16 protein-coding genes are annotated in these 19,948 nt (G+C 68.2%); 2 read left to right on the forward strand and 14 right to left on the reverse strand.

The features are described from left to right. Positions 1-273 precede the first annotated feature (273 nt). The 7 genes from DC347_RS09825 to DC347_RS09860 all read right to left on the reverse strand — a co-directional run bounded on the left by DC347_RS09825 (position 274) and on the right by DC347_RS09860 (position 9,234). Positions 274-1,173 carry an NAD(P)H-hydrate dehydratase gene (locus tag DC347_RS09825; RefSeq protein ID WP_240617743.1) on the reverse strand — a complete coding sequence of 300 codons (900 nt, stop codon included), beginning with the start codon at positions 1,171-1,173 and terminating at the stop codon, positions 274-276. Beyond that, the gene (locus DC347_RS09830) at positions 1,157-1,978 is read right to left on the reverse strand and encodes a histidine phosphatase family protein (protein ID WP_240617744.1); all 822 of its coding nucleotides are present in this window, start codon (positions 1,976-1,978) and stop codon (positions 1,157-1,159) included. Before DC347_RS09830 ends, DC347_RS09825 begins: the two co-directional genes overlap by 17 nt. A 150-nt stretch (positions 1,979-2,128) precedes the next feature. Beyond that, entirely contained in the window at positions 2,129-3,823 is a 1,695-nt protein-coding gene (locus tag DC347_RS09835; RefSeq protein WP_109045239.1) for an alkaline phosphatase, read from the reverse strand. Positions 3,824-3,935: 112 nt separating this feature from the next. Then, positions 3,936-5,054 (reverse strand): LCP family protein, encoded by a 1,119-nt coding sequence (locus DC347_RS09840; protein WP_109045240.1) that lies wholly within the window; start codon positions 5,052-5,054, stop codon positions 3,936-3,938. A 126-nt stretch (positions 5,055-5,180) separates the two neighbouring features. Beyond that, positions 5,181-5,831: a low molecular weight phosphatase family protein gene (locus DC347_RS09845; RefSeq protein ID WP_109045241.1), complete on the reverse strand. Its 651-nt coding sequence runs from the start codon at positions 5,829-5,831 to the stop codon at positions 5,181-5,183. 144 nt (positions 5,832-5,975) lie between these two features. Beyond that, entirely contained in the window at positions 5,976-6,599 is a 624-nt protein-coding gene (locus DC347_RS09850; protein ID WP_109045242.1) for a DUF305 domain-containing protein, read from the reverse strand. Positions 6,600-7,116: 517 nt separating this feature from the next. Then, on the reverse strand, positions 7,117-9,234 hold the full coding sequence (locus DC347_RS09860; RefSeq protein WP_109045243.1) for a copper-translocating P-type ATPase: 2,118 nt from the start codon (positions 9,232-9,234) through the stop codon (positions 7,117-7,119). A 222-nt stretch (positions 9,235-9,456) separates the two neighbouring features. Between DC347_RS09860 and DC347_RS09865 the strand changes: the two genes are divergently transcribed. Next, on the forward strand, positions 9,457-10,176 hold the full coding sequence (locus DC347_RS09865; RefSeq protein ID WP_018761705.1) for a PAS and ANTAR domain-containing protein: 720 nt from the start codon (positions 9,457-9,459) through the stop codon (positions 10,174-10,176). An 85-nt stretch (positions 10,177-10,261) separates the two neighbouring features. Beyond that, entirely contained in the window at positions 10,262-11,629 is a 1,368-nt protein-coding gene (gene nhaA, locus DC347_RS09870; RefSeq protein ID WP_109045244.1) for a Na+/H+ antiporter NhaA, read from the forward strand. 37 nt (positions 11,630-11,666) lie between these two features. Here nhaA and DC347_RS09875 read toward each other — a convergent pair whose 3' ends face one another. From DC347_RS09875 to DC347_RS09905, 7 genes are all read right to left on the reverse strand, one after another. After that, positions 11,667-11,912 carry a hypothetical protein gene (locus DC347_RS09875; protein WP_018761703.1) on the reverse strand — a complete coding sequence of 82 codons (246 nt, stop codon included), beginning with the start codon at positions 11,910-11,912 and terminating at the stop codon, positions 11,667-11,669. 199 nt (positions 11,913-12,111) lie between these two features. Continuing rightward, positions 12,112-13,269 (reverse strand): ABC transporter ATP-binding protein, encoded by a 1,158-nt coding sequence (locus DC347_RS09880; protein ID WP_018761702.1) that lies wholly within the window; start codon positions 13,267-13,269, stop codon positions 12,112-12,114. Beyond that, positions 13,266-14,855, reverse strand: a complete 1,590-nt coding sequence (locus DC347_RS09885; RefSeq protein ID WP_206073910.1) for an iron ABC transporter permease — start codon at positions 14,853-14,855, stop codon at positions 13,266-13,268. The genes DC347_RS09880 and DC347_RS09885 overlap by 4 nt, the downstream gene beginning before the upstream one ends. A 4-nt stretch (positions 14,856-14,859) precedes the next feature. Continuing rightward, positions 14,860-15,909, reverse strand: a complete 1,050-nt coding sequence (locus DC347_RS09890) for an iron ABC transporter substrate-binding protein (RefSeq protein ID WP_018761700.1) — start codon at positions 15,907-15,909, stop codon at positions 14,860-14,862. A 213-nt stretch (positions 15,910-16,122) separates the two neighbouring features. Then, positions 16,123-16,845 (reverse strand): VIT family protein, encoded by a 723-nt coding sequence (locus DC347_RS09895; RefSeq protein WP_018761699.1) that lies wholly within the window; start codon positions 16,843-16,845, stop codon positions 16,123-16,125. A 76-nt stretch (positions 16,846-16,921) separates the two neighbouring features. Beyond that, on the reverse strand, positions 16,922-18,619 hold the full coding sequence (locus tag DC347_RS09900; RefSeq protein ID WP_109045246.1) for an alkaline phosphatase family protein: 1,698 nt from the start codon (positions 18,617-18,619) through the stop codon (positions 16,922-16,924). Further along, the gene (locus tag DC347_RS09905) at positions 18,620-19,798 is read right to left on the reverse strand and encodes an alkaline phosphatase family protein (protein ID WP_240617745.1); all 1,179 of its coding nucleotides are present in this window, start codon (positions 19,796-19,798) and stop codon (positions 18,620-18,622) included. Positions 19,799-19,948 lie beyond the last annotated feature (150 nt).

Raw genomic sequence — 19,948 nt, forward strand, 5'->3', positions numbered from 1 at the left:
ACCAGGGATTGACCGCACGGGCACTTGAAGGCCCGCGCTCCGAGTGCTAGAAAATCAGTATTAGACAACAAAGGCTCGGGAGGCGGGCAAACCTGTTGACTGCCTTATGGGGCGGATCGCCACACTGTGCACGCCACAGCGCCAGACAGCGCATCGGCAGCTGAGGCCTGTACTTCCCGACACGGTGGCCCCCGGCTTCGCCCGGGGGCCATCCGCGCGTCCGGCCTCCCTGTGTTCCGGTCACGTACCGGCCGGGTGCCCCGGCATCAGGAATCAGGTGCTGAGTTCCAGCATCAACGCAGGCATTTCCCCGGCTAGTTCGCGGGCCAGGAACCCCATGGGGCCCCGCCTGCTGGCCAGCCGGTCCGCGGCGGCCGCATGCAGGTGCGTCCCCCAGCATGCCGCCTGGGCGCCGGTGGTTCCCCTCGCCCGGAGGCCGGCGATGGTCCCCGCCAACACATCCCCGCTGCCGGAGGTGCCAAGGCCGCCGTATCCCGTGGTGATCTTCCAGGGGCCCGGGCCGTCGTCGAAGCCTGGAGGCTGCGTGATCAGGCCCTGGCAACTGACAACGGCGCCGAACCGGGCGGAGACCTCGGCCAGGTCTTTTTCAAGGTCCGCCACGTCGCGCCCCAGCAGGATTCCCGCTTCGGTGGGGTTCGGGGTCAGGACCAGCCGGCCGCGCCAGGGGTCCAGCCGGTCTTCCAGCGGCACCAGGGCGCCCAAGGCGTAGGCATCGAGGACGACGGCGGGCCGTTCCGTACCGGGCGACTCGCGGTCAAGCATCGCCACCAGCAGTTCCGCCGCAAGGTCCGGGTCATCCAAGCCCGGTCCGACCAAGACCGCGTCCGCGCCGTCCAAATACGCGGCAACAGGGTCCAGTTCCGCCTTGAGGGAACCTTCCGCAGTTTCGGGCAGCCCGATGCAACCACACTCAGGCAACGCGACCCCCAGCTGCACCGCAACGGACCCGGCCACTGCCAGCGTGAGTTTACCGGCCCCGGCCCGCAGCGCGGCGGTGCCGGCCAGCAGCGCCGCGCCAGGGGTGGTCCGGGCCCCGCCGATCACCAGCACCGACCCACGGGAGTATTTGTCTGCGCCGGGTGCCGGCAGGGGCCACTCGCGCAGGAGCGACGGGGTGACCAGGGTGGCGCCGGAGTCAGCGGGGCCGGACACTGGTGTCTCCCGCATGCTCGGTGACAGCGACGCCCTGCTCGGCCAGGTGGCTGGCCACGTTGAAGCTTTCCAGGGTCCACGGTCCCTCACCGGAGGGGCGCACAAACCTGGTTACCGAGGCATTGAGGATGGCTTCGGTGGCCGCGAGGTCCAGCAACTCCCTCTCCGTGAGTCCTTCCAGCACGTACCGGAACAGCATGATCACGGCGTCATGGCACACCAGCATGACCCGGTGGCCGGCACCCAGGCCATTCAGCTCTGCAAGGACGGACCGCAGCCGGAGCGCCACGTCCGCCCAGGATTCTCCGCCCGGCGGCCGGTAGTACAGTTTGCCCAGCCAGTCCCGCCGTTCGGCTTCCACCGGGTAGCGGTTCTCCACGCCCAGCCGGGTGAGCCGGTCCAGGATGCCCAGTTCGCGGTCCCGCAGCCGTTCATCAATCCGAACCTGCAGCGGCCAGCCTGCCGTTTCCACGGCGATCCGGGCTGTCTGACGAGCGCGCGCATAGGGGGAGGAGACCACGGCGTCGGGACGGAACCCTTCCGCGATCCGGGACAGGGCAACACCCAACGCCTTTGCCTGGTCCTTCCCGGTGCCGGAAAGGTCCACATCGGCATCGCGGGCCGGCACGTCGATGACCTCAACCCCCGCGTCCCGGGCCTCCGTGGCGGCCACGTTGCCTTCGCTTTCGCCGTGCCGGACCAGGAGCAGCTCCACCGCTCCGGCTGCCCTGACCGCTGCTGTCAAGCCGTCGTCGCCGGACGGGCCGCCGCCCGAAATGTCTTTCTTCGAAGAATCGCCGTTCAAGGAACCACCCCGTCCGTTTGCCGTGCCGAAGCCCCCACTATGTGCGGCGTACCCAGGGAACGTCGGAAAATAACGGCCGACGGCGGTCCCGGCGCCAGGGGCGCGCGCAGCCGCCGTCGGCCCGGCACCAGGGTGATGGGGCCGGAACACCTACCTTTGGGGCGTGAGGGTCTTGGAGAACACGGTGGCGCCGTTGGCGTTCCGGAGGCTCACGGTGAAGCTGTTGTCCTCCCCAAGCTGCACGTGCCCGAAGAACTGGTTTTCGCCGTCCCGCGGGGACTCCCCGGCGAAGCGGCCGGACTTGGAAAACACCACCTCCGGCCCGAACGTGCCGTCCATGGCGTTGGGACCGAACGAGCCCGCCGCGATGGGCCCGGCCACGAACTCCCAGAAGGGGTCGAAGTCGGTGAAGGCGGCCCGCTCGGGGGAGTAGTGGTGGGCGGCGCAGTAGTGCACGTCGGCGGTCAGCCACACAGTGTTCTTCACACCGTTGCGCTTGAAGGCGCTGAGCACCCCGGCCAGTTCAAGCTCGCGGCCCAAGGGTGCGCCGGGGTCGCGGTTGGAGACGCTTTCCTCATTCACGGGTCCGTCCGGGACCACGACGCCCAGGGGCAGGTCGTTGGCGATCACCTTCCACGTTGCCTTGGATTTGGACACCTCGCTGATGAGCCAGTCCACCTGCTCCCGGCCCAGGATGGAGGTGGCATAGGGCTCCTTGCCATCCGTGTTGGGGGACTTGAAGGTGCGCATGTCCAGGCAGAAGATGTCCAGCTGCGGCCCGCGGGAGATCTTCCGGTAGATGCGGGCCGGCTGGTACGTGCCGGCGTCGTCGAACGTGCCGGGCCGCCACAGGGCGGAGCTGTCCGCGATGGGCATGTTTTCCTGCCAGGCCTGGCGGCCGCGCGCGGCGAGGGTGTTGACGTCCCGCACCGTGTAGCGGGAGTCATCCAGGACCTGGCCGGGGTACCAGTTGTTGTGGGTCTCGTGGTCGTCCCATTGGGCGATGACCGGGACGTCGGCGAACAACGCGCGCATATTGGCGTCCATGGAGTTGTAGCGGTGCCTGCCGCGGAACTCGGTCAGCGTCTCGGCCACCTTGGAGACCTCCTCGGTCACCAGGTTCTTCCAGACCTGGCCGTCCTTTTCGGTGACGTTCTCCGCAATGGGACCGTCGGCATAGATGGTGTCGCCGGAGTGGATGAAGAAGTCCGGCCGGGTCTGGTGCATGGCCCGGTAGCCGCGCATGCCGCCGACCTCCTCGTTGATGCCCCACCCCTGGCCGGCTGTGTCGCCGGTCCACACGAAGCTCTGCGCAAACGACGCCGGGACGTCGCCGCTGTTGCCCACCCCACCGGTGCGGCCCTTGCCGTTGACCGTCCCGGTGTCGGGGGCCGTGCGGAAACTGCCGAGGACCGTCTCGCTGGCCGCGCCGCCGTCGTCCTCGAAGCTGATTTCCAAGGCGAACCGGGTGTTGGACGGCAGGTTGCCGGCATGGATCTTGGCCGTGAAATCTGAGGCCTGGGTGGCGCGGGGGCCACGGAGGACCCGCCCAAAGGCACCGCGTCCGCGAAGGACCTGGCCGCCGTCGTCCACCGCCCGCAGGACCGCAGTCATCCGGCCGGCACCCGAGGCGCGGGACCACAGGACGGCAGAATCGGAGGTGACGTCCCCGGTGGCGATGCCGCTGGGGAGGGTGAGGCGGTTGCGGACCAACGCGACGCCGGCGGGAGACTGGCCGGTTTCGGCTGCCTGGGCGGCGGCGGGGACGGAGGCGAGCGCGGCAGCCAGGACCGAGCCTTTGACGACGGTGCGGCGGGAAACGGTGGTGCGGGAGTTCTCAGTCATACCCTGAGGTTCCCGCGGGCGGACGCACGGACATGGTCCTGCGGGTAAACCCGGGGTGAGGCGGTCCTGAACAGGCGGTGGCCAGGATGGGGGGCCGCCTTGGGGCGGAGGGCTACGGGACCGCGAAGTCGGCGATCCTGCCCTCCCGCAGTGCGGCACCGACGGCGGCGATGCCGCCATAATCGGGGAATACCACCGACTGCCCGGCCGCCATGCCGGTCCCGGCCGTGGGCAGGGTCATGGTGCCGATGGCGTTCACGTCCAGGTTCCGCAGGCTGTAGGCGAGGATGGCGGCCTGGACGGGGTCGAAGCCCTTGTCCACCGTGAGGCAGCAGCCCGCGAAGTCCACCAGCGACCGGACCGCGTTCACGTCGTTCAGGGCGCCGCCGCCGGTAAGCCGGGCCAGGATGGCGCGCAGCATGGTCCGCTGGTTCTGTACCCGTTGGAAGTCTCCGTCGGTGAAGGCGTAGCGTTCGCGGCTGAACTCCAGGGCAGCCTGCCCGTCAAGATGGTTGATGCCCTGGCTGAACACATGCTGGGTTTCGATAGTGGACTGGAAGGCAAAAGGGACGTTGACGTCGATGCCGCCCAGCCCGTCCGTAAGTGCCCGGAAGCCGTTGAAATCGAGCATCAGGGTGTGGTCGATGGTGACGCCCAGCAACTGCTGCACGGTCTGCGTGGTCAGGTCGATGCCGCCGTACTCCAAGGCCGCATTGATCTTGGAGCCGCCCACGCCCGGGACGTCCACCCACAGATCCCGCATGATCGAAATGACATAGAGCGTGTGGCGGTCCGCGGGCACATGGACCAGCATCAACGAATCCGAGCGCTGGTCCGAGGGCTCGCCGGTCTCCGCGGTGTGGGCTGCCTCGTTCCGGGCGATCCCCCGGCTGTCGCTGCCGATGACCAGCACATTCATCTCGCCCGCCGGGAGGTCCGGAATCGGCTGCGGCGGAGGAGGCGGAGCGGGCGCCGGTGGAGGTGATTCGGACGGCGTGGGTGTGGGCGTGGGCGTTTCGCTCGGTGACTGGGTTTGCGTGGCCGCGGGGGCGGCGTCCCTGCCCGCGCGGTTGAGGCTGAACACCGCGATCCCCGCGGCCGCCACCAGCACCAGTGCCAGCAGGGCGGCGATCCAGCGGCGGCGGCCCAGGGCCGCAAGCCAGTCGGGCCGGTGGGGCACGGACGGGCGGGTGGGGGGACCGGCGGGTCCGGTTGGATCAGGCGTGCTCATGCGGTGCCTCCACCTCATCGTGTTGCGGGTGGGATCAGTGTCCGCCAGTGATACCCCTGTTGGCTACAGGCTTGTCCAAACTGTCACCTGCGGCGTGTCGCCGGGCCGCCGGGCACCCACGGTTCGTTACGGCGCGCCGGCTGCGTCCCCGCGGACCGGGGAATTGAGGCGGGCGTGGCGCAGGATGGACACGATGGCGGGGGCCAGCTGGTCCTCCATCTGCCGGTACACCTCCGGCGGCCGGCGGTACGGGTCCACGATGTCGTTCTCGGCGGGATCTGCGGGGAGCGAGAGGTGCCGCACCCCGGCGGCACGCGCCGGCAATCCCCGCCAACGGGTTGTGTGGGCAGCCAGCCAGCCGTCGTCGTCGGCCGCGTTGTCCGTGGACGCGGACGTGTCCCTCTGGTCCAGGACGTCGAGCATGCGGGCGAACTCGCGGATGGTGAAGGTGCGCTTGAGGAGGGAGGCATCGAGCTGCAGGACCTCGCCGCGGTGTCCGGAGGTCATGGTAAGTACCAGGTCCACGCCGCGCAGGATGGCGGGGGTGAGCTGCCGTGCGGCAAACCCTTCCGGATCCCCGCCGTAGGTCCGCACGATCTCCGCGGAAATGGGCTGCATGGGTTCGCCCACCATGGCCCGGGTGCCGGCGCTCGCCACCTGGAACCCTCCCGGCACGGCTTGGTCCAGCCCCGCCTGCAGCAGCCGTTCGGCCACGGGCGAGCGGCAGATGTTCCCGGTGCAGACGGTCAGGATCTTGACTGGCGCGGAATTGTCCAAGGAGATGTTCTCTTTCCCAGCTGGTGGCAGGACCGGTGGGCCCGTGCCTTTCAACTTAACACGCAACGGCGCGGCGGCGGCCCCCTGGCCGGGTGCCGCTGCCGCGCCGTTGCGTGTTTTGATGCCGGGCGCCCGCCTGGCAGCTTACAGAACGGTCAGCAGCTGCTTCATTTGTGTGATCTCGGCCTGCTGGGCGTCCACGATGTCGTGGCCCAGCTTCACGGCGTCCGGGAATTTGCCGGCGCTGATCTCCTGCCGGGCCATGTCGATGGCGCCCTCATGGTGGCCGATCATCTGTTCCAGGAACAGTTTCGCGGCGTCGGTCCCCGTGGCGGACTCCAGCTTCTCGATGCCGGCATCGTCCACCATGCCGGTCATGCCGTGTCCCGAGTGGTCGCTCATCATGGTGGGCACGTTCCAGGCTTTAAGCCAGCCGGTCATCTGCTCGATCTCCGGTGCCTGGGCGGCCTTGATCTTCGTGGCGAGCGCTGTCACCTCTGCGGGCATCCCGGGCTTCGCCAGGATGATGCCGCTCATCTCCACTGCCTGGGCGTGGTGCGGGATCATCATCTGGGCAAACATGATGTCCGCCTGGTTATGGTCGGCGCTGGCGCCGGGCATGGTGCCGGCGCTTGGCATGGTACTCGACATGGGGTTGGAGCTGCCGTGGTCCATGGGCATGCTGCCGGAGCCTGTGGCGCAGCCGGCGAGGCTGAGGGACGCGGCGAGGGCAACGGTGATGGACAGGGTCTTGAATGTGGTGTTCATGGTGTCTTTCAGGGAGGTAGTGGAACTGGGCCGGGGTGATGGGCACAGTCCGGTTTACGTCCGGCTGATGGACAGGTCGCAGGGTGTGAGGGGCTGGGCGGCAGGTACCCATAGGAGGAGCTGGGGTCGCCGGCCGGCGGCAGCAGCGAGACGACGGCAAAGGTTGCCTGGGGTGGGGCACCGGTGACCGGACTCCCCGGTGCGGTTGGGATGCACGGTGCCCCCGATTCCTGCGCTCCCGGGCAGGAGGTGCCGCACGTGGACGGCGCCAGAGCCGGCGCGTCCATGGAGGCCGCTGCGACCGCGTGGCCGGTATGGCCCGGCTGTTCCCCAACCGTGGAATGCACGACGGCGGTGTGCCCTGCGGGCGCCGTATGGGAGGCTGCGCTGTGCGACACAACGCCCTGCGCAACGAGCCCGTGCGAGGCGTGGCCCGCGGTCAGTACGTGCATGCCGAGCAGGCCCGCGATAACGGCCAGGGTGCGGGCCAGCAGCAGGGCCTGGTGCAGTGCCCGGTTCACTGCACCCCCGACGGGTTCAGCTTCAGGCGCCGAAGGAGCTGGGCGTTCAAGGCCACCACAACGGTGGAGGCAGACATCAGCACCGCCCCTGCCGCCGGTGAGAGCACTACGCCGGCAAAGGCCAGGACGCCTGCGGCCAGCGGCACGGACAGGATGTTGTAGCCCGCCGCCCACACCAGGTTCTGCCACATCTTCCGGTAGCTCGCCCGGGAGAGGTCCACCATGGACAGCACCGCCCGCGGATCGTTTCCTGCCAGCACCACGCCGGCGGATTCCATGGCCACGTCGGTCCCGGCGCCAATGGCGATCCCCACCTCGGCGCGGGCAAGGGCCGGGGAGTCGTTGACGCCGTCGCCCACCATGGCCACCTTCAAGCCGCGGGCTTGCAGTTCGGCAACTTTCTTGTCTTTGTCCGCGGGAAGGACCTCGGCGAATACCTCGTCAATGCCCAGGTCGGCGGCCACGGCCTGCGACACCTGGCGCGCGTCCCCGGTGACCATGGCCACCTTGATACCGCGGCGCTGGAGGGCTGACACGGCCTGCCGCGATTCGGCCCGCACGGCGTCTTCCATGCTCACGGCGCCCAGGATGGTGCCGTCGCCGTCCACCACGTGCAGGACTGCGGCGCCGCGTTCCATCCATGCCCGCGTCCGGACGGCCAGGGCCTCGGGCTCGACGACGCCGAGCTCGCGCAGGAGCGCGGGTCCGCCCACGTGCACAGTGCGGCCGTCCACGACGGCCCGGACGCCCCGGCCCGCCAGGGCGGTGAAGCCCGTGGCTGCCGGGAGTGCCAGGTTCCGGGCTCCGGCGGCCCGGACGATGGCACGCGCCACGGGGTGCTCGCTGTCGGATTCAACGGCGGCGGCCAGGGCGAGCACGGCATCGGCCTCGGCACCTTCGGCGGCGGCGATGTCCTTCAGCTCAGGTTCGCCGGTGGTCAGGGTGCCGGTCTTGTCGAACAGGACGACGTCGACGGTGCGCATGCGCTCCAGTGCCATCCGGTTCTTGATGAGCACCCCTGCCCGGGCGGCCTGTTCCGTGGAAATGGCGATGACCAGCGGGATGGCCAGCCCCAACGCGTGCGGGCAGGCGATCACCAGGACAGTGACGGTACGGGTAACGGCGTCGGGGACGCTTCCCAGCAGCGTCCAGCCGATGAAGGTCAGCACGCCGGCTCCGGCGGCGAAGTAGAACAGGAACGCCGCCGCGCGGTCCGCGAGGGCTTGCGCGCGCGAGGATGAGGCCTGGGCCTCTTCCACCAGCCGCTGGATTCCGGCCAGGGCGGTCTGGTCGCCCACTGCCGTGACCCGGACCCGGACGCTGCTGTCCGTGGCCACGGTTCCGGCCACCACCGGATCGCCGGTGCCGCGTGGGACGGTTTTGGATTCGCCGGTGATCATGGACTCGTCGAACTCCGCCTGGCCGTCCACCACGGTCCCGTCCGCCGGCATGCGGGCGCCGGGGCGGACCAGGACGAGATCGCCGGGGGCCAGATCGGCAACGGGGACAATTTCCGTGCCGCCCTCCGTGATGCGCTCGGCCTCGTCCGGGAGCAGCGCCGCGAGGGCGTCAAGGGCGCCCTGGGCGGATCCGAGGGCGCGCATTTCGATCCAGTGGCCCAGCAGCATGATGGCCACCAGGAGCGCCAGCTCCCACCAGAAATCCAGGTCGAAGCCGCCGATCCCCAGGCTGGTGACCCAGGAGGCCGCAAAAGCCACGGTGATGGCCATGGCGATCAGCAGCATCATCCCGGGCGTGCGGTCCTTGAGTTCCTGGAGGCCGCCCTTGAGGAACGGCTGGCCGCCATACAGGAAGATCACGGTGCCCAGGACCGGCGGAATCCAGGCGGCGCCGGGAAACTCGGGCGGCATGTAGCCCAGCAGGTGGCCCATCATGGGGCTGAAGTAGACCACCGGCACGGACAGGGCGAGCGTCAGCCAGAACCGGTTCTTGAACATGGCGGTGCTGTGGCCGGCGTGCTGCCCGTGGGTGTGCACGGCGTGGTCATCGTCATGCTCGTGGCCGCCGTGGTGAGGGTGCCCGGTGGGGGCCGCCGGAGCGTGCGTGAGGGGGCCGGCCGCCGCCGGGTGGTGGGAGTGGTTCCCGTGGCTCATGTCAGTTCCATTCCATAGACGATCATGGGGCGCTGGGGTTGACCGGCTGTAAGGCCGGTGCAGGCACCGGCCGGGACAAACCACGTCACTGACAACAGCTTGAATATACCCCCTAGGGGTATGTGCGTTCAAGTCTTTAGCCCATTTCCTGCGGGAGTTCCATAGGACCTCCCGCACTACTTTCCGCTGCTCCATTCGCCCATACTGGGAGGAGCGAGTACGGTGCCGGCCCGCTGGGGGCTGGCCAATACCTGGGAAGTGGGCCTCGTGACCGAGCTGAGCGACTTGTACACCTACTCCAGTGCCCTCGGCGACGACCAGTGCGACGCCGGGGTGTTCCGCGTGGACCTGGCCGGGCCGGCGTTCCATTGGTCCAATGGCATGTACCAGCTGCACGGCTACCAGCGCGGGGAGGTGGTGCCCACCCTCGAACTCGTCTTTGCGCACAAGCATCCCGATGACCGCGGACAATGCGAGGAAATCACCGCCAGGGTGGCGGAGACCGGCGGCTTCTTCTGCATGTACCACCGCATTATTGACGCCAAAGGCCACACGCGCCGGGTCATGACCTCCGGTGAGGCGATCCTCGGCGACGACGGATCAGTGGTGGCGCTCGAAGGCGTGATGGTGGACCTCACCCGGACCCTGCAGCGCGAGACCGAACAGACTGCGCGGGATGCCGTTGCCGGCGCCACCTCCACCCGCACGGTGATCGACCAGGCTCGCGGCATCCTCATGGGCCTGCTGAAGCTCGGCTCGGACGAGGCCTTCCAGTTGCTCGTGGCCACCAGCAGCCACCGGAACGTCAAGCTCGTGGTGGTGGCCGCCGAACTGGTGCAGCTGGCCAATTCCGTTGACGGGCGGACCTACCTGGACCGCGCCGTTCGGGCCATCCAACTGCACGGGCGGAGCCGGGACACCGGGGGACGCCGCGCAGGCTGACCCTCCCGCCCGGTAGAATGGACCCAGGTGCGCCGGGAAGTCTGGTCGGCATGGCTTTGTCGAACCCGGAAACAAGGATGCCTCCATGACCTCCACCCCGCCTGCACCAACACCGCCCCCGCCCAGCCGGAACACGTTTTTCGGCTCCACCGTCTTCTCCCGCGGCAGCTACGCCGAGGCCCTCCGGATCGGTGAAATCCTCCGCAAGGAAACGGTCGGCGGAGCCCTCCTCGTCATCGCGGCGGTCATCGCCCTCGTCTGGGCCAATTCCCCGGCATCGGAGAGCTACTTTGCCCTCCGCGACTTCACGGTGGGCTACGCGCCGTGGCACCTGGAGCTAAGCTTGGGTGCCTGGGCGGCTGACGGCCTGTTGGCCATTTTCTTCTTCCTGGTGGGCCTGGAACTCAAACGGGAATTTGTGGCCGGCGACCTGCGGCAGATCAGCAAATCGATCGTCCCCGTGGCCGCCGCCGTGGGCGGCGTGGCCGTCCCGGCGGTGATTTACGCCGTCGTCAACCTCGCCAGCCCGGAAACCCTGCGCGGCTGGGCCATCCCCACGGCAACCGACATCGCCTTTGCGGTGGCCGTCCTGGCCATCATCGGCTCCCACCTGCCCAGCGCGCTGCGGATCTTCCTGCTGACGCTGGCCGTGGTGGATGACCTGATTGCCATCACCATCATTGCGTTCTTCTACTCCAGCGACATCCAGCGCACCCCGCTGCTCCTGGCGCTCGTTCCGCTGGCGGTCTACGCGTTCCTCGCGCAAAAGTACCGCCGGTTCTTCGGCCGCCATGCCGCCGCGGCCTGGTTGATCCTGCTGCCGCTGGGGGTACTGACGTGGGCGCTGGTGCATGCTTCGGGTATCCATGCCACTGTGGCCGGTGTGCTGTTGGGCTTCGCGGTGCCGGTGATCAGGTCACAGGCCTCCGGCGGTCCGGAAGCGGGCCCGGGGCTCGCCGAGATCTTCGAACACCGGTTCCGGCCCATTTCCGCGGGCGTCGCGGTCCCGATCTTTGCGTTCTTCTCCGCAGGCGTGCTGGTCGGCGGATGGGAAGGCCTGGCTTCGGCGTTGTCGGACCCGGTGGCGCTGGGCATCATCCTGGGCCTGGTCCTGGGCAAGCCGGTGGGAATCCTTGCCACCACCTGGGTGCTGACCAAAGCCACCAGGGCCAGCCTGGACAGCTCATTCACGTGGATCGACGTGTTCGGCGTGGCGCTGCTGGCGGGCATCGGTTTCACCGTGTCCCTGCTCGTGGCGGAGCTCAGCTTCGGCAACGGCAGCCTGCATGATGACCATGCCAAGGTGGGCATCCTGGCCGCATCATTGATCGCCGCGCTGCTGGCGACGGTGGTGCTGCGAACCCGGAACCGCCAGTACCGGCTCGCCGAAGAGCTCGAGAAAGTGGATTCGGACCACGACGGCATCCCGGACGTCTACCAGGAACGGACTTAAGCCGCTGGTCCTGCCGGCTGCCCGGCCGGAACCCCGCTCACGCCGTCGCGAGCGGCTTCGCCTGGGCGGCCGGTGGAACGGCCGTGACCTCCACGTGCCGGATCTCCAGGGCCTCCGGGTCCAGCAGCTTCCGCGCACCGGTCCTGGAATCCAGGATCCAGAAGAGTTCAAGGGCCGGGACGACGTCGGTCACCCGGCCGCTGTGGAAAAGCTTGCCCCGGTGCCAGGCTTCGATCTGGTCCCCGATGCGGAGCTGGGCGGTACGTATTCCTTGTGCCTCCATGAGGGCTGCCTCCTGCTGTTGTATCCCCGTACGCACAGCTTGCCGTGAAGAGGTTGCCGGAGTGTTTCGGCCCGGTGTTTTTTCTGTGTCAGCAGTGGCGGGCGCACCGGACAGAAGCTTGTTCGACCATCTGTGCCCCCTAGCTTCAGATGCGCGGACAAGCTTCGGATACGCCGCCGAGCGCGGCCGGGGCCGGAGCTCAGTCCTCCATCGGGAACGCGACTGCTTCGCCGACCACCCGGAGGCACAGTTCCATCCCGGGCCGGGCAATTGAGGCGTTCCAATGCCGGATGGTGATCACTTCGCCGCCGCCGGGGTACCGGTGGTCCGCGTGCTCCGCCACCTCTTGCGGCACGTTGAGCTTGAGCCGCACCGTGGTTTCGGGGCCGAAGTAGTCAGTGTCCACCACCACGCCGCGGATGGGGCCGTCCTCGGCGATGCGGATCTGCTCGGGCCGCAGCATCAACTGGACCTTGCCCTGCGCCGGCGGCCGGCGCACCGGAATGCCGCCCAGCGAGCAGGTGGCCAGCGACCCTTCGAGCCAGGCATCCAGGATGACGGCATCGCCCAGGAACTCGGCGGTGGCCCGGTCCGCGGGACGGGTGTAGACGACGAAGGGGTTGCCGATCTGGGCCAGCTTGCCGCCGCGCATGACCGCCACCTGGTCGGCGAAGGACAACGCTTCGGCCTGGTCGTGGGTGACCAGGATGGTGGTAACCCCGGCCTCGGCCAGGACCTTGGCCACGGCGCGGCGGGTGGCAACGCGGAGGCCCGCATCCAAGGCTGAGAAGGGTTCGTCCAGGAGCATCAGTTCCGGTTCCCGTGCCAGGGCGCGGGCCAGGGCCACGCGCTGCTGCTGGCCGCCGGAGAGCTGGTGCGGGCGGCGCTTGGCCATGGCCGGATCCAGGGACACCATGTCCAGGAGCTCCGCCACCCGGGCCGCGACAGCCCGCCGGCCGCCCTCCAGCTTGGCCGGATCCAGGCCAAAGGCAACGTTCTGGCCCACGGTAAGGTGCGGGAAGAGCGCGCCGTCCTGGGCCACGTAGCCGATCTGGCGTTTGTGCGCCGGGAGCCACGCGCCGTCGCCTGCCACGGTGGTGCCGTTGAGCGAGATGGTGCCGGTGTCCGGGTGTTCAAAACCGGCGATGAGGCGCAGCAGCGTGGTCTTGCCGGAGCCGGACGGACCCACGATGGCGGTGGTCCCGCCCTTGGCCACGGACAGGTTGACGCCCCTCAGGACCGCCTGGGATCCGAAGTTCTTGGTGACGTCCGTGATCTGGAGGTGGCTGTTGGTGGTTGCCGCCACGGAGGGGGAGACCCGTGGTTCGGGCAGCCGACGGGTGGATGGTGCTGTCACTGTCCGGCTACTTTCTTGGACTGTTGGAAGAGGAGGTAGGTCATCGGGGCGGAAAGCAGGATCATCAACAGGGCATAGGGAGCCGCACCGGCGTAGTCGATTTCGCTGCTCTTGCTCCAGAACTCGGTGGCCAGGGTCTTGGTGCCGTTGGGGGACAGCAGCAAGGTGGCGGTGAGCTCGTTGGCGATGGCCAGGAAAACCAGGGCCGCGCCGCCGGCAGCGGCCGGGGCGGTCAGCCGCAGTGTGACGCGGATGAAGGCCAGCAGCGGCGGCTTGCCCAGCGCCTGCGCGGCCTCGTCAAGCTCCTTGGGAGCCTGCGCCAGGCCGGCCCGGAGGTTCACCAAGGCCCGGGGCAGGAACAGCAGGACGTACGCCGCCACCAGCACTCCGGCCGTTTGGTAGATGCCCGGCATCACGCGGATGCTGACGGTGACGAACGCCAGGGCCACCACGATGCCGGGCATGGAGCTGGTGACGTAGTTGGACAGTTCCAGGGACTTGCTGAACCAGCCGGGCTTCCGGACCGCGAGGTACGCCATGGGGAACGCGACCACGATGGTGGCGGCAGCGCCGGCCAGGCCGTATCCGAACGTGGCCAGCAGGGCGGGGAGGAATTCGGCGGCGGTCCAGACGTCCGCGCCGCCGGCCACGATCCATTTCAGTACGTAGTACAGCGGGAGGCCGAACGCCAGTGCCGTCAGCGCCAGCAGGAAGGCCTGGGACGGGATCTGGTAGGCGTGCAGCGGGAGGCGGAGTGCCCGTGCCTGCGCCCCTGAGCCGATCCTCGCGTACCGGGCGGTGCCGCGGCTGCGGACTTCGGCCATCAGCAGCAGCAGGCAGAAGAACACCAGCACGCTGGCCAGCATGTTGCCCGCGGCCCCGTTGAAGGTGGAACGGTATTGGGTCATGATCGCGGTGGTGAAGGTATCGAACCGGATCATGGCGAAGGCGCCGTATTCGGCGAGCAGGTGCAGCCCTACCAGGAGGCCGCCGCCCGTCAGGGCGATCCGCAGCTGGGGAAGCACCACCCGGAAGAAGGCCCGCCAGGCGCCCAGTCCCAGTGCGGCGGCGGACTGCTCGATGGCAGGGTCCAGCCGGCTCAGCGTGGCGGCCGCGGGGATGTACACCAGCGGGAAGTAGGACAGGGTGGAGATCAGGATTCCTGAGCCCAGGCCGCCGAGCGAGGGGATGGCCGAAACCCAGGCGTAGCTGTTCACGAATGCCGGGATGGCCAGGGGAGCGGCCAGCAGGACAGCCCAGATCCGCCGGCCGCGGAGGTTGGTCCGTTCCACCAGCCATGCCCCCGCCACGCCAAGCAGCAGGCACAGCGGGACGGTGGCGGCCATCAGGAGCAGGGTGTTGGCCAGCAGTTCGCCCACCCGGGGGCGCAGGATGAGGGCGACGGCGGTGTCCCACCCGGTTGCCACCGTCATGTAGACCACGTATCCCAGCGGGACGAGGGAGAAGAGGGCGATCAGCACCGCCAGGATGGACACCGCGGAAACGCCGAAAGGCGGGCGGGGGCTGTTGCCCCGGCCCGCCGTCGTCGTGCCCCGCCTGGCGGGAGCCGATAGATCGGTGGTCACGGAATTAGAGGAGTCCGGCCTGGGTCATCAGATCGCTGACCTTCTGGGAGTTGAGCTTTGCGGCGTCAACCTTGGGCGCCTGAAGGTCCTTGATGGGCACCAGTTTGTCGTTGGCGGGCACGTCGGAGCCAATGGCGTATTCGAACGACGTTCCGTTCTTCAGGACTTCCTGTCCCTTCTTGCCGGTGATGAACTTCAGGAACGCCTGCGCAGCTGCGGCATTCTTGGAGGACTTGAGCACGCCGCCGCCGGAGACGGAAAGGAACGCGCCCGGGTCCTCGTTCTTGAAGTAGTACGGCGTGACGTTGCTGGAGTTCTCGCCGGTCTTGGCCTGGTCGCCATAGTAGTAGTAGTGGTAGATCAGCGCGGCGTCCACTTCGCCGGCGTTGACCGCCTTCATGGCCGTGCTGTTCCCCTTGTAGGCCTTGGAGTTGTCCTTCATGGCCTTGAGCCAGTCTTCGGTGGCGCCTTCACCCTTGAGTTCCAGCAGCGCGGAGACGATGGCCTGGAAGTCGGCGCCGGTGGGCGAAGCGGCCCAGCGGCCCTTCCACTCCGGCTTGGCCAGGTCCAGCATGGACTTGGGCAGCTGGTCCTCGGTGAGCTTGGTCTTGTTGTACACCAGGACGGTGGAGCGGGCGGCGATGCCCGTCCACTTGCCGGTGGACGGCGCGAACTCGGCGGGAACCTGGGCCAGGGTGTCCTTGTTGACGTCGGCGAACAGGCCGGCGTTCTCCACCTGCGTCATGGCGGGGGAGTTTTCGGTGAGGAACACGTCCGCGGGGGACGCCTGGCCTTCCTGGATGATCTGGTTGGACATTTCGGTGTCGTCGCCCTGGCGGAGGGTCACCTTGATGCCGGTTTCCGCCGTGAAGGCGTCCACCCATTCCTTGGTCAGGCTCTCGTGCTGGGCGTTGTAGACAGTGATCTCGCCGGAGGGGGCGCCGTTGGAAGCGGAGCTGTCACCGGCGGGCGTGCCACCGCCGCAGGCGGTCAGGCCGAGAGCTGCGGTGGCGGCGAGTGCGATGCCTGCCAGCGCGCTGTTGCGGATCTTCATTGAGGCTGCTTTCGTGGGGAAAAGTCTGCGTGAACCTAAGTCTTTACGGGCACCGGGAGGCGGTGCCTATGTTCAAAAACTGTAGGGTAGGCAAACCTAAGCTCCAAGCCGGAAAGCGCTTTAAGTGACGAGGTTCACATCAATTACGCAAACATGGCGTGACGTAATTAGCCTAATTAGCCTCGAAGGTCCCGCCGGTACCCCGGCGGCCCGCTAGGCGATGCCCGTGGTGCCCAGGAGGCTGCCCACCGCAAACGTGAAAGCCATAGCGAGTGCGCCGCCCACCACCAGCCGCAGGGTTGCCTTGCGCTTGGAGCTTCCGCCGATCCTGGCGCTGACGGTGCCGGTCAAGGCGAGCGCCAGGATCACGGCGACGAACGTGACCGGGATGCGCGCCTGCTCCGGCGGGAAAATGATGGCCAGCATCGGCAGTACGGCGCCCACCGTGAAGGCGATCGCGGAGGCGAACGCGGCATGCCAGGGGCTTACCACCTCCTCCTCGTCGATGTTCAGTTCGGCGGACAGGTGCGCCTTCAACGCGTCCTTCGCCGTCAGCTCCTCGGCGACGGTCCGGGCCGTGGCTTCGCTGAGCCCCTTGGCCTGGTAGATCTCCGCGAGCTCGGCCAGCTCGCCGTCGGGATCGTCCCGGAGCTCCTGGCGTTCCTTTTCGATCAATGCCCGCTGGCTGTCGCTCTGGCTGCTGACGGACACGTATTCGCCCAGGGCCATGGACACGGCGCCGCCCACCACGGCGGCCGTTCCCGCCACCAGGATCGGGGCGAGGTCGTTGGTCACGCCCGCGACGCCCACTACGGTTGCCGCGACGGAGACGATGCCGTCGTTGGCGCCCAGGACACCGGCCCGCAGCCAGTTCAGGCGGGCGGCCACGCTGCTGTCGTGGGGTTCGTTGTGGCTGAGCTTCACGGTTTCAGACATGCTGGCAGTTAACCACCGCCCGGTTCCGTTTACCACAAAGGTTTGCATCCCCTAACCGGCCCGGAAACGCCGGGCGTCAGTAGGTGGTGGCATTCGGCAGAATCAGGGGCGGCAGCGGGGCCTGGGTGAAGTCGAAGGACTTGGCGAGGTCGCCCAGCTGCGGGTTGTTTTCACGGACGTCGGGCCGTGCGTCGGGCCGTCCGTCCGTGGCAGGATCGATCCGTTCGCCGCCCAGGAAGTCGTCCTCAATGAACTTGAAGTAGGCGTCGTGGCTCAGCACCTGGTGGTCGATGTAGCCCTTCCGGGCGTACGGGCTGATCACCAGGCCGGGCACGCGCAGGCCGTAGCCGTTGTTGTCCACCACCGGCGGGTTTTCGTGGTCGTAGAACCCGCCCCAGTCGTCCCAGGTGAGGAAGATGGCGGTGCTGTCCCAGTCCGGACCGCTCATCACCGCGTTAATGAGGCCGGCCACGTAGGCCTGCCCGGTGCTGATCTTGGCGGGGGCGTGTTCGCTGACCTTGTCGGTGGGTGCCACCCAGGTGACCGCCGGCAGGGTGCCCTGCCGGGCGGCGTCGTAGAACCCGCTGAGGGGTTTGATGTTGCCTTGCTCGCCGTCTTCCTTGACGGTGTCGAAGTACAGCAGCGGGTTCCACAGGCCGGGGGTCTTGGCGTCCTGCTTGACGGGGTCGCAGGTGGCGGCGTCGTTCCGGCAGTCCGGTTCGGTGCCGTTGAAGACGTAGTAGGCCCAGGACACCTGGTGCTTGTGGAGCAGGAAGGTCAGGTCCGTCCAGGCGTAGTCGGGCAGTTCCAGTTTCTTGGCGGCGTCGGTGAGCTTCTTCTTCAGGTCATCGGACACCGGGGCGGCGTCCACGGCTGCCTGGCAGACGGCGTAGGAATCGGTGGGCTGGCAGCTGGTTCCGATCAGCTGGTCGATCTGGGCAGCGAGGCCCGGATCGATCCCCGCCGCTTCCAGGGCCTCACGGCAGGGGTCCAGGTCCATGCCGGCCTGGCATTTGCCGATCAGGGTGTCCTTGATGATTTGCGGCTCGGGTTCGGGGTCCGGGTCCTGCAGGGCGTTCACGCACGACGACGGGTCCCCGGCTTTGGTGCATTTCGCCGACCATTCCGAGACCAGGTAGAGGTGGGCGGGCAGGCTCCAGGACGCCGCCGAGGCGAACAGGTGGTCCTCGAGGGTGAAATTCTGCGCGTAGGCCCAGTAGTTGGGCAGGTCCCGCCCGTCGTGGTAGCCCATCACGTCGGTGGGCATGGTGGTGCTGTACGTGCACTTGGTGCTGGCGGCGCTGCAGCCGGAGAGCCCCTTCTCCGCCTGGGCTACGAACCCGTCCATGGCGCCGCCGTTGATGTCCCCGGTGGCGTCGGCGTGGCTGTGCGGACCGCCGGCGTTGCTGTCCGCGGAGTTGTAGAAGGGGGCGATGCAGCCGCCATTTGCCGGATCCGGGAGGCACACGGCGGGCTTTCCGTCCTTCATGGGGATGCCGTCTGCGCCGGGGTAGGTCCCGAAGTAGCTGTCGAAGGACCTGTTTTCCTGGGTGATGATCACCACGTGCTTGATCTTGGAGATCCCGGCGTCCGCAGAGGCGCCATGGCCGGCGGCAGCGCCCGCATCCTGGGCCGGGGCGGAGGAGGGTGTGGTGGGTGCCGGCGGGCCGGCGCGCAACGCGTTGGGAAGGACGACGGCGAGAACCACCAGGACCGCCAGCGCAACGAGGCCTGCCAGGACTGTCCGGCGTCGGCCGTTCCATGGAAGCTTCACCTAGGACTCCTTCCGGAATACGTCGTCGCCAAAGGTGGCGACCCCGGGATCGCCGGCCAGCCCCAGCCGGGGGAGGAAGAAGAAGTCCTCGATGCTGGCCAGCAGGCTGTAGTGGTTGTAGGCCCGGTCCGAGGACGTGCCCGCGTTGCTGAACGGCGAGAGCACCAGCGCGCCCACCTTGCCCCCCGCGGCGCCGCCGGCCGGGCTTGCCGTGTCTGATTCAGGCGGACCGGACGAGTCGCCCTCGGCCTCGTCGAAGGTGATCACCAGCATCCCGTCCTGCTTGTAGGCCGGTGAGGACAGGATGGCCGGCACCTGCTCCTTCAACCATCCGTCCACCGCTTCCAGGCCGCCGGTGGTGCCGTCGGCACACGTGGCGTCATGGCCGTCGTGGCACAGGTTGGGTGTGATGTAGGACAGGGTGGGCGTGGTGTCCACGGACTTCAGGTCGCCCGCGAGCGCTGCGAAGTTGACCACGTTCCTGGCACAGTCCGGTGAGGAGGTGATGGAGCGGAAGTACATAAAGGGGTTGTGGTGCGTGGAGTACTGGCTCTCCGGGCTGGCCTTGATGTGGTTGTCAGGCTCGCCCAGCGGCGGGTGTTCGCATGGCTCCTGCATGTCCTCCATGTAGCCCTTCCACGTCTTGCCCTGGGCGGCCAGTTGCCCGGCCAGGGTTTGGGTGTCCTGGGGGTAGACGCAGCCGTCGCCTTGAAGGGTGCCTTCCGAGTCGGTGCCGGTGGCGTTGAACTCGGTGTAGGTGTGGCAGTCGGCCATGGTGCTGTCGTTGGGCCGCTGGCCTGATATCTGGGCCAGGTAGTTGGGCAGTGAATTGTGGGCGATGCCGTAGTAGTTCTTGAGCAGGACGCCCTTCTTGCGGAGCGTTCCGGAGAGGTAGGGTGCGGGGGAATGGTCACCCCATGCGGAGTCGTATCCTTTGTTTTCCAAGTTGATGACGAACACGTGGCCGGGCGTTTGGATGTGGCTTGCAGGGTCCTTGGTGGCGCTGGGCCTGGGTGCCGGGGTGCCTGCCGTGCTGCTGGACACCGACGGGGCAGGCGTGGGCGCGGGGCCATTCGGAGTGCATGCCGCCAAGGTGGGCAGCAGGAGGGCCGGAAGCAGGAGCAGGCCGGGGGCCCGGCGTCGGGCCGCCCCGGTGTGGCGCTCAGTGCTGTTTTTCACGCCCGGCCTCACTTGTTCCTCGCTGCGGGCCTGCCGGCCGGGCTGCGTGGCAGCCCGGCCGGCAGGTATCGGCTCCCCAGCGTTGCGGACACTCTTGCATACCGCGGCCCGGATTTGCACGGGCACTTCCTGTGAGTTCGCAGTGAATCT

Source organism: Pseudarthrobacter sp. AG30 (assembly GCF_003116525.1).
Taxonomy (GTDB): Bacteria; Actinomycetota; Actinomycetes; order Actinomycetales; family Micrococcaceae; genus Arthrobacter.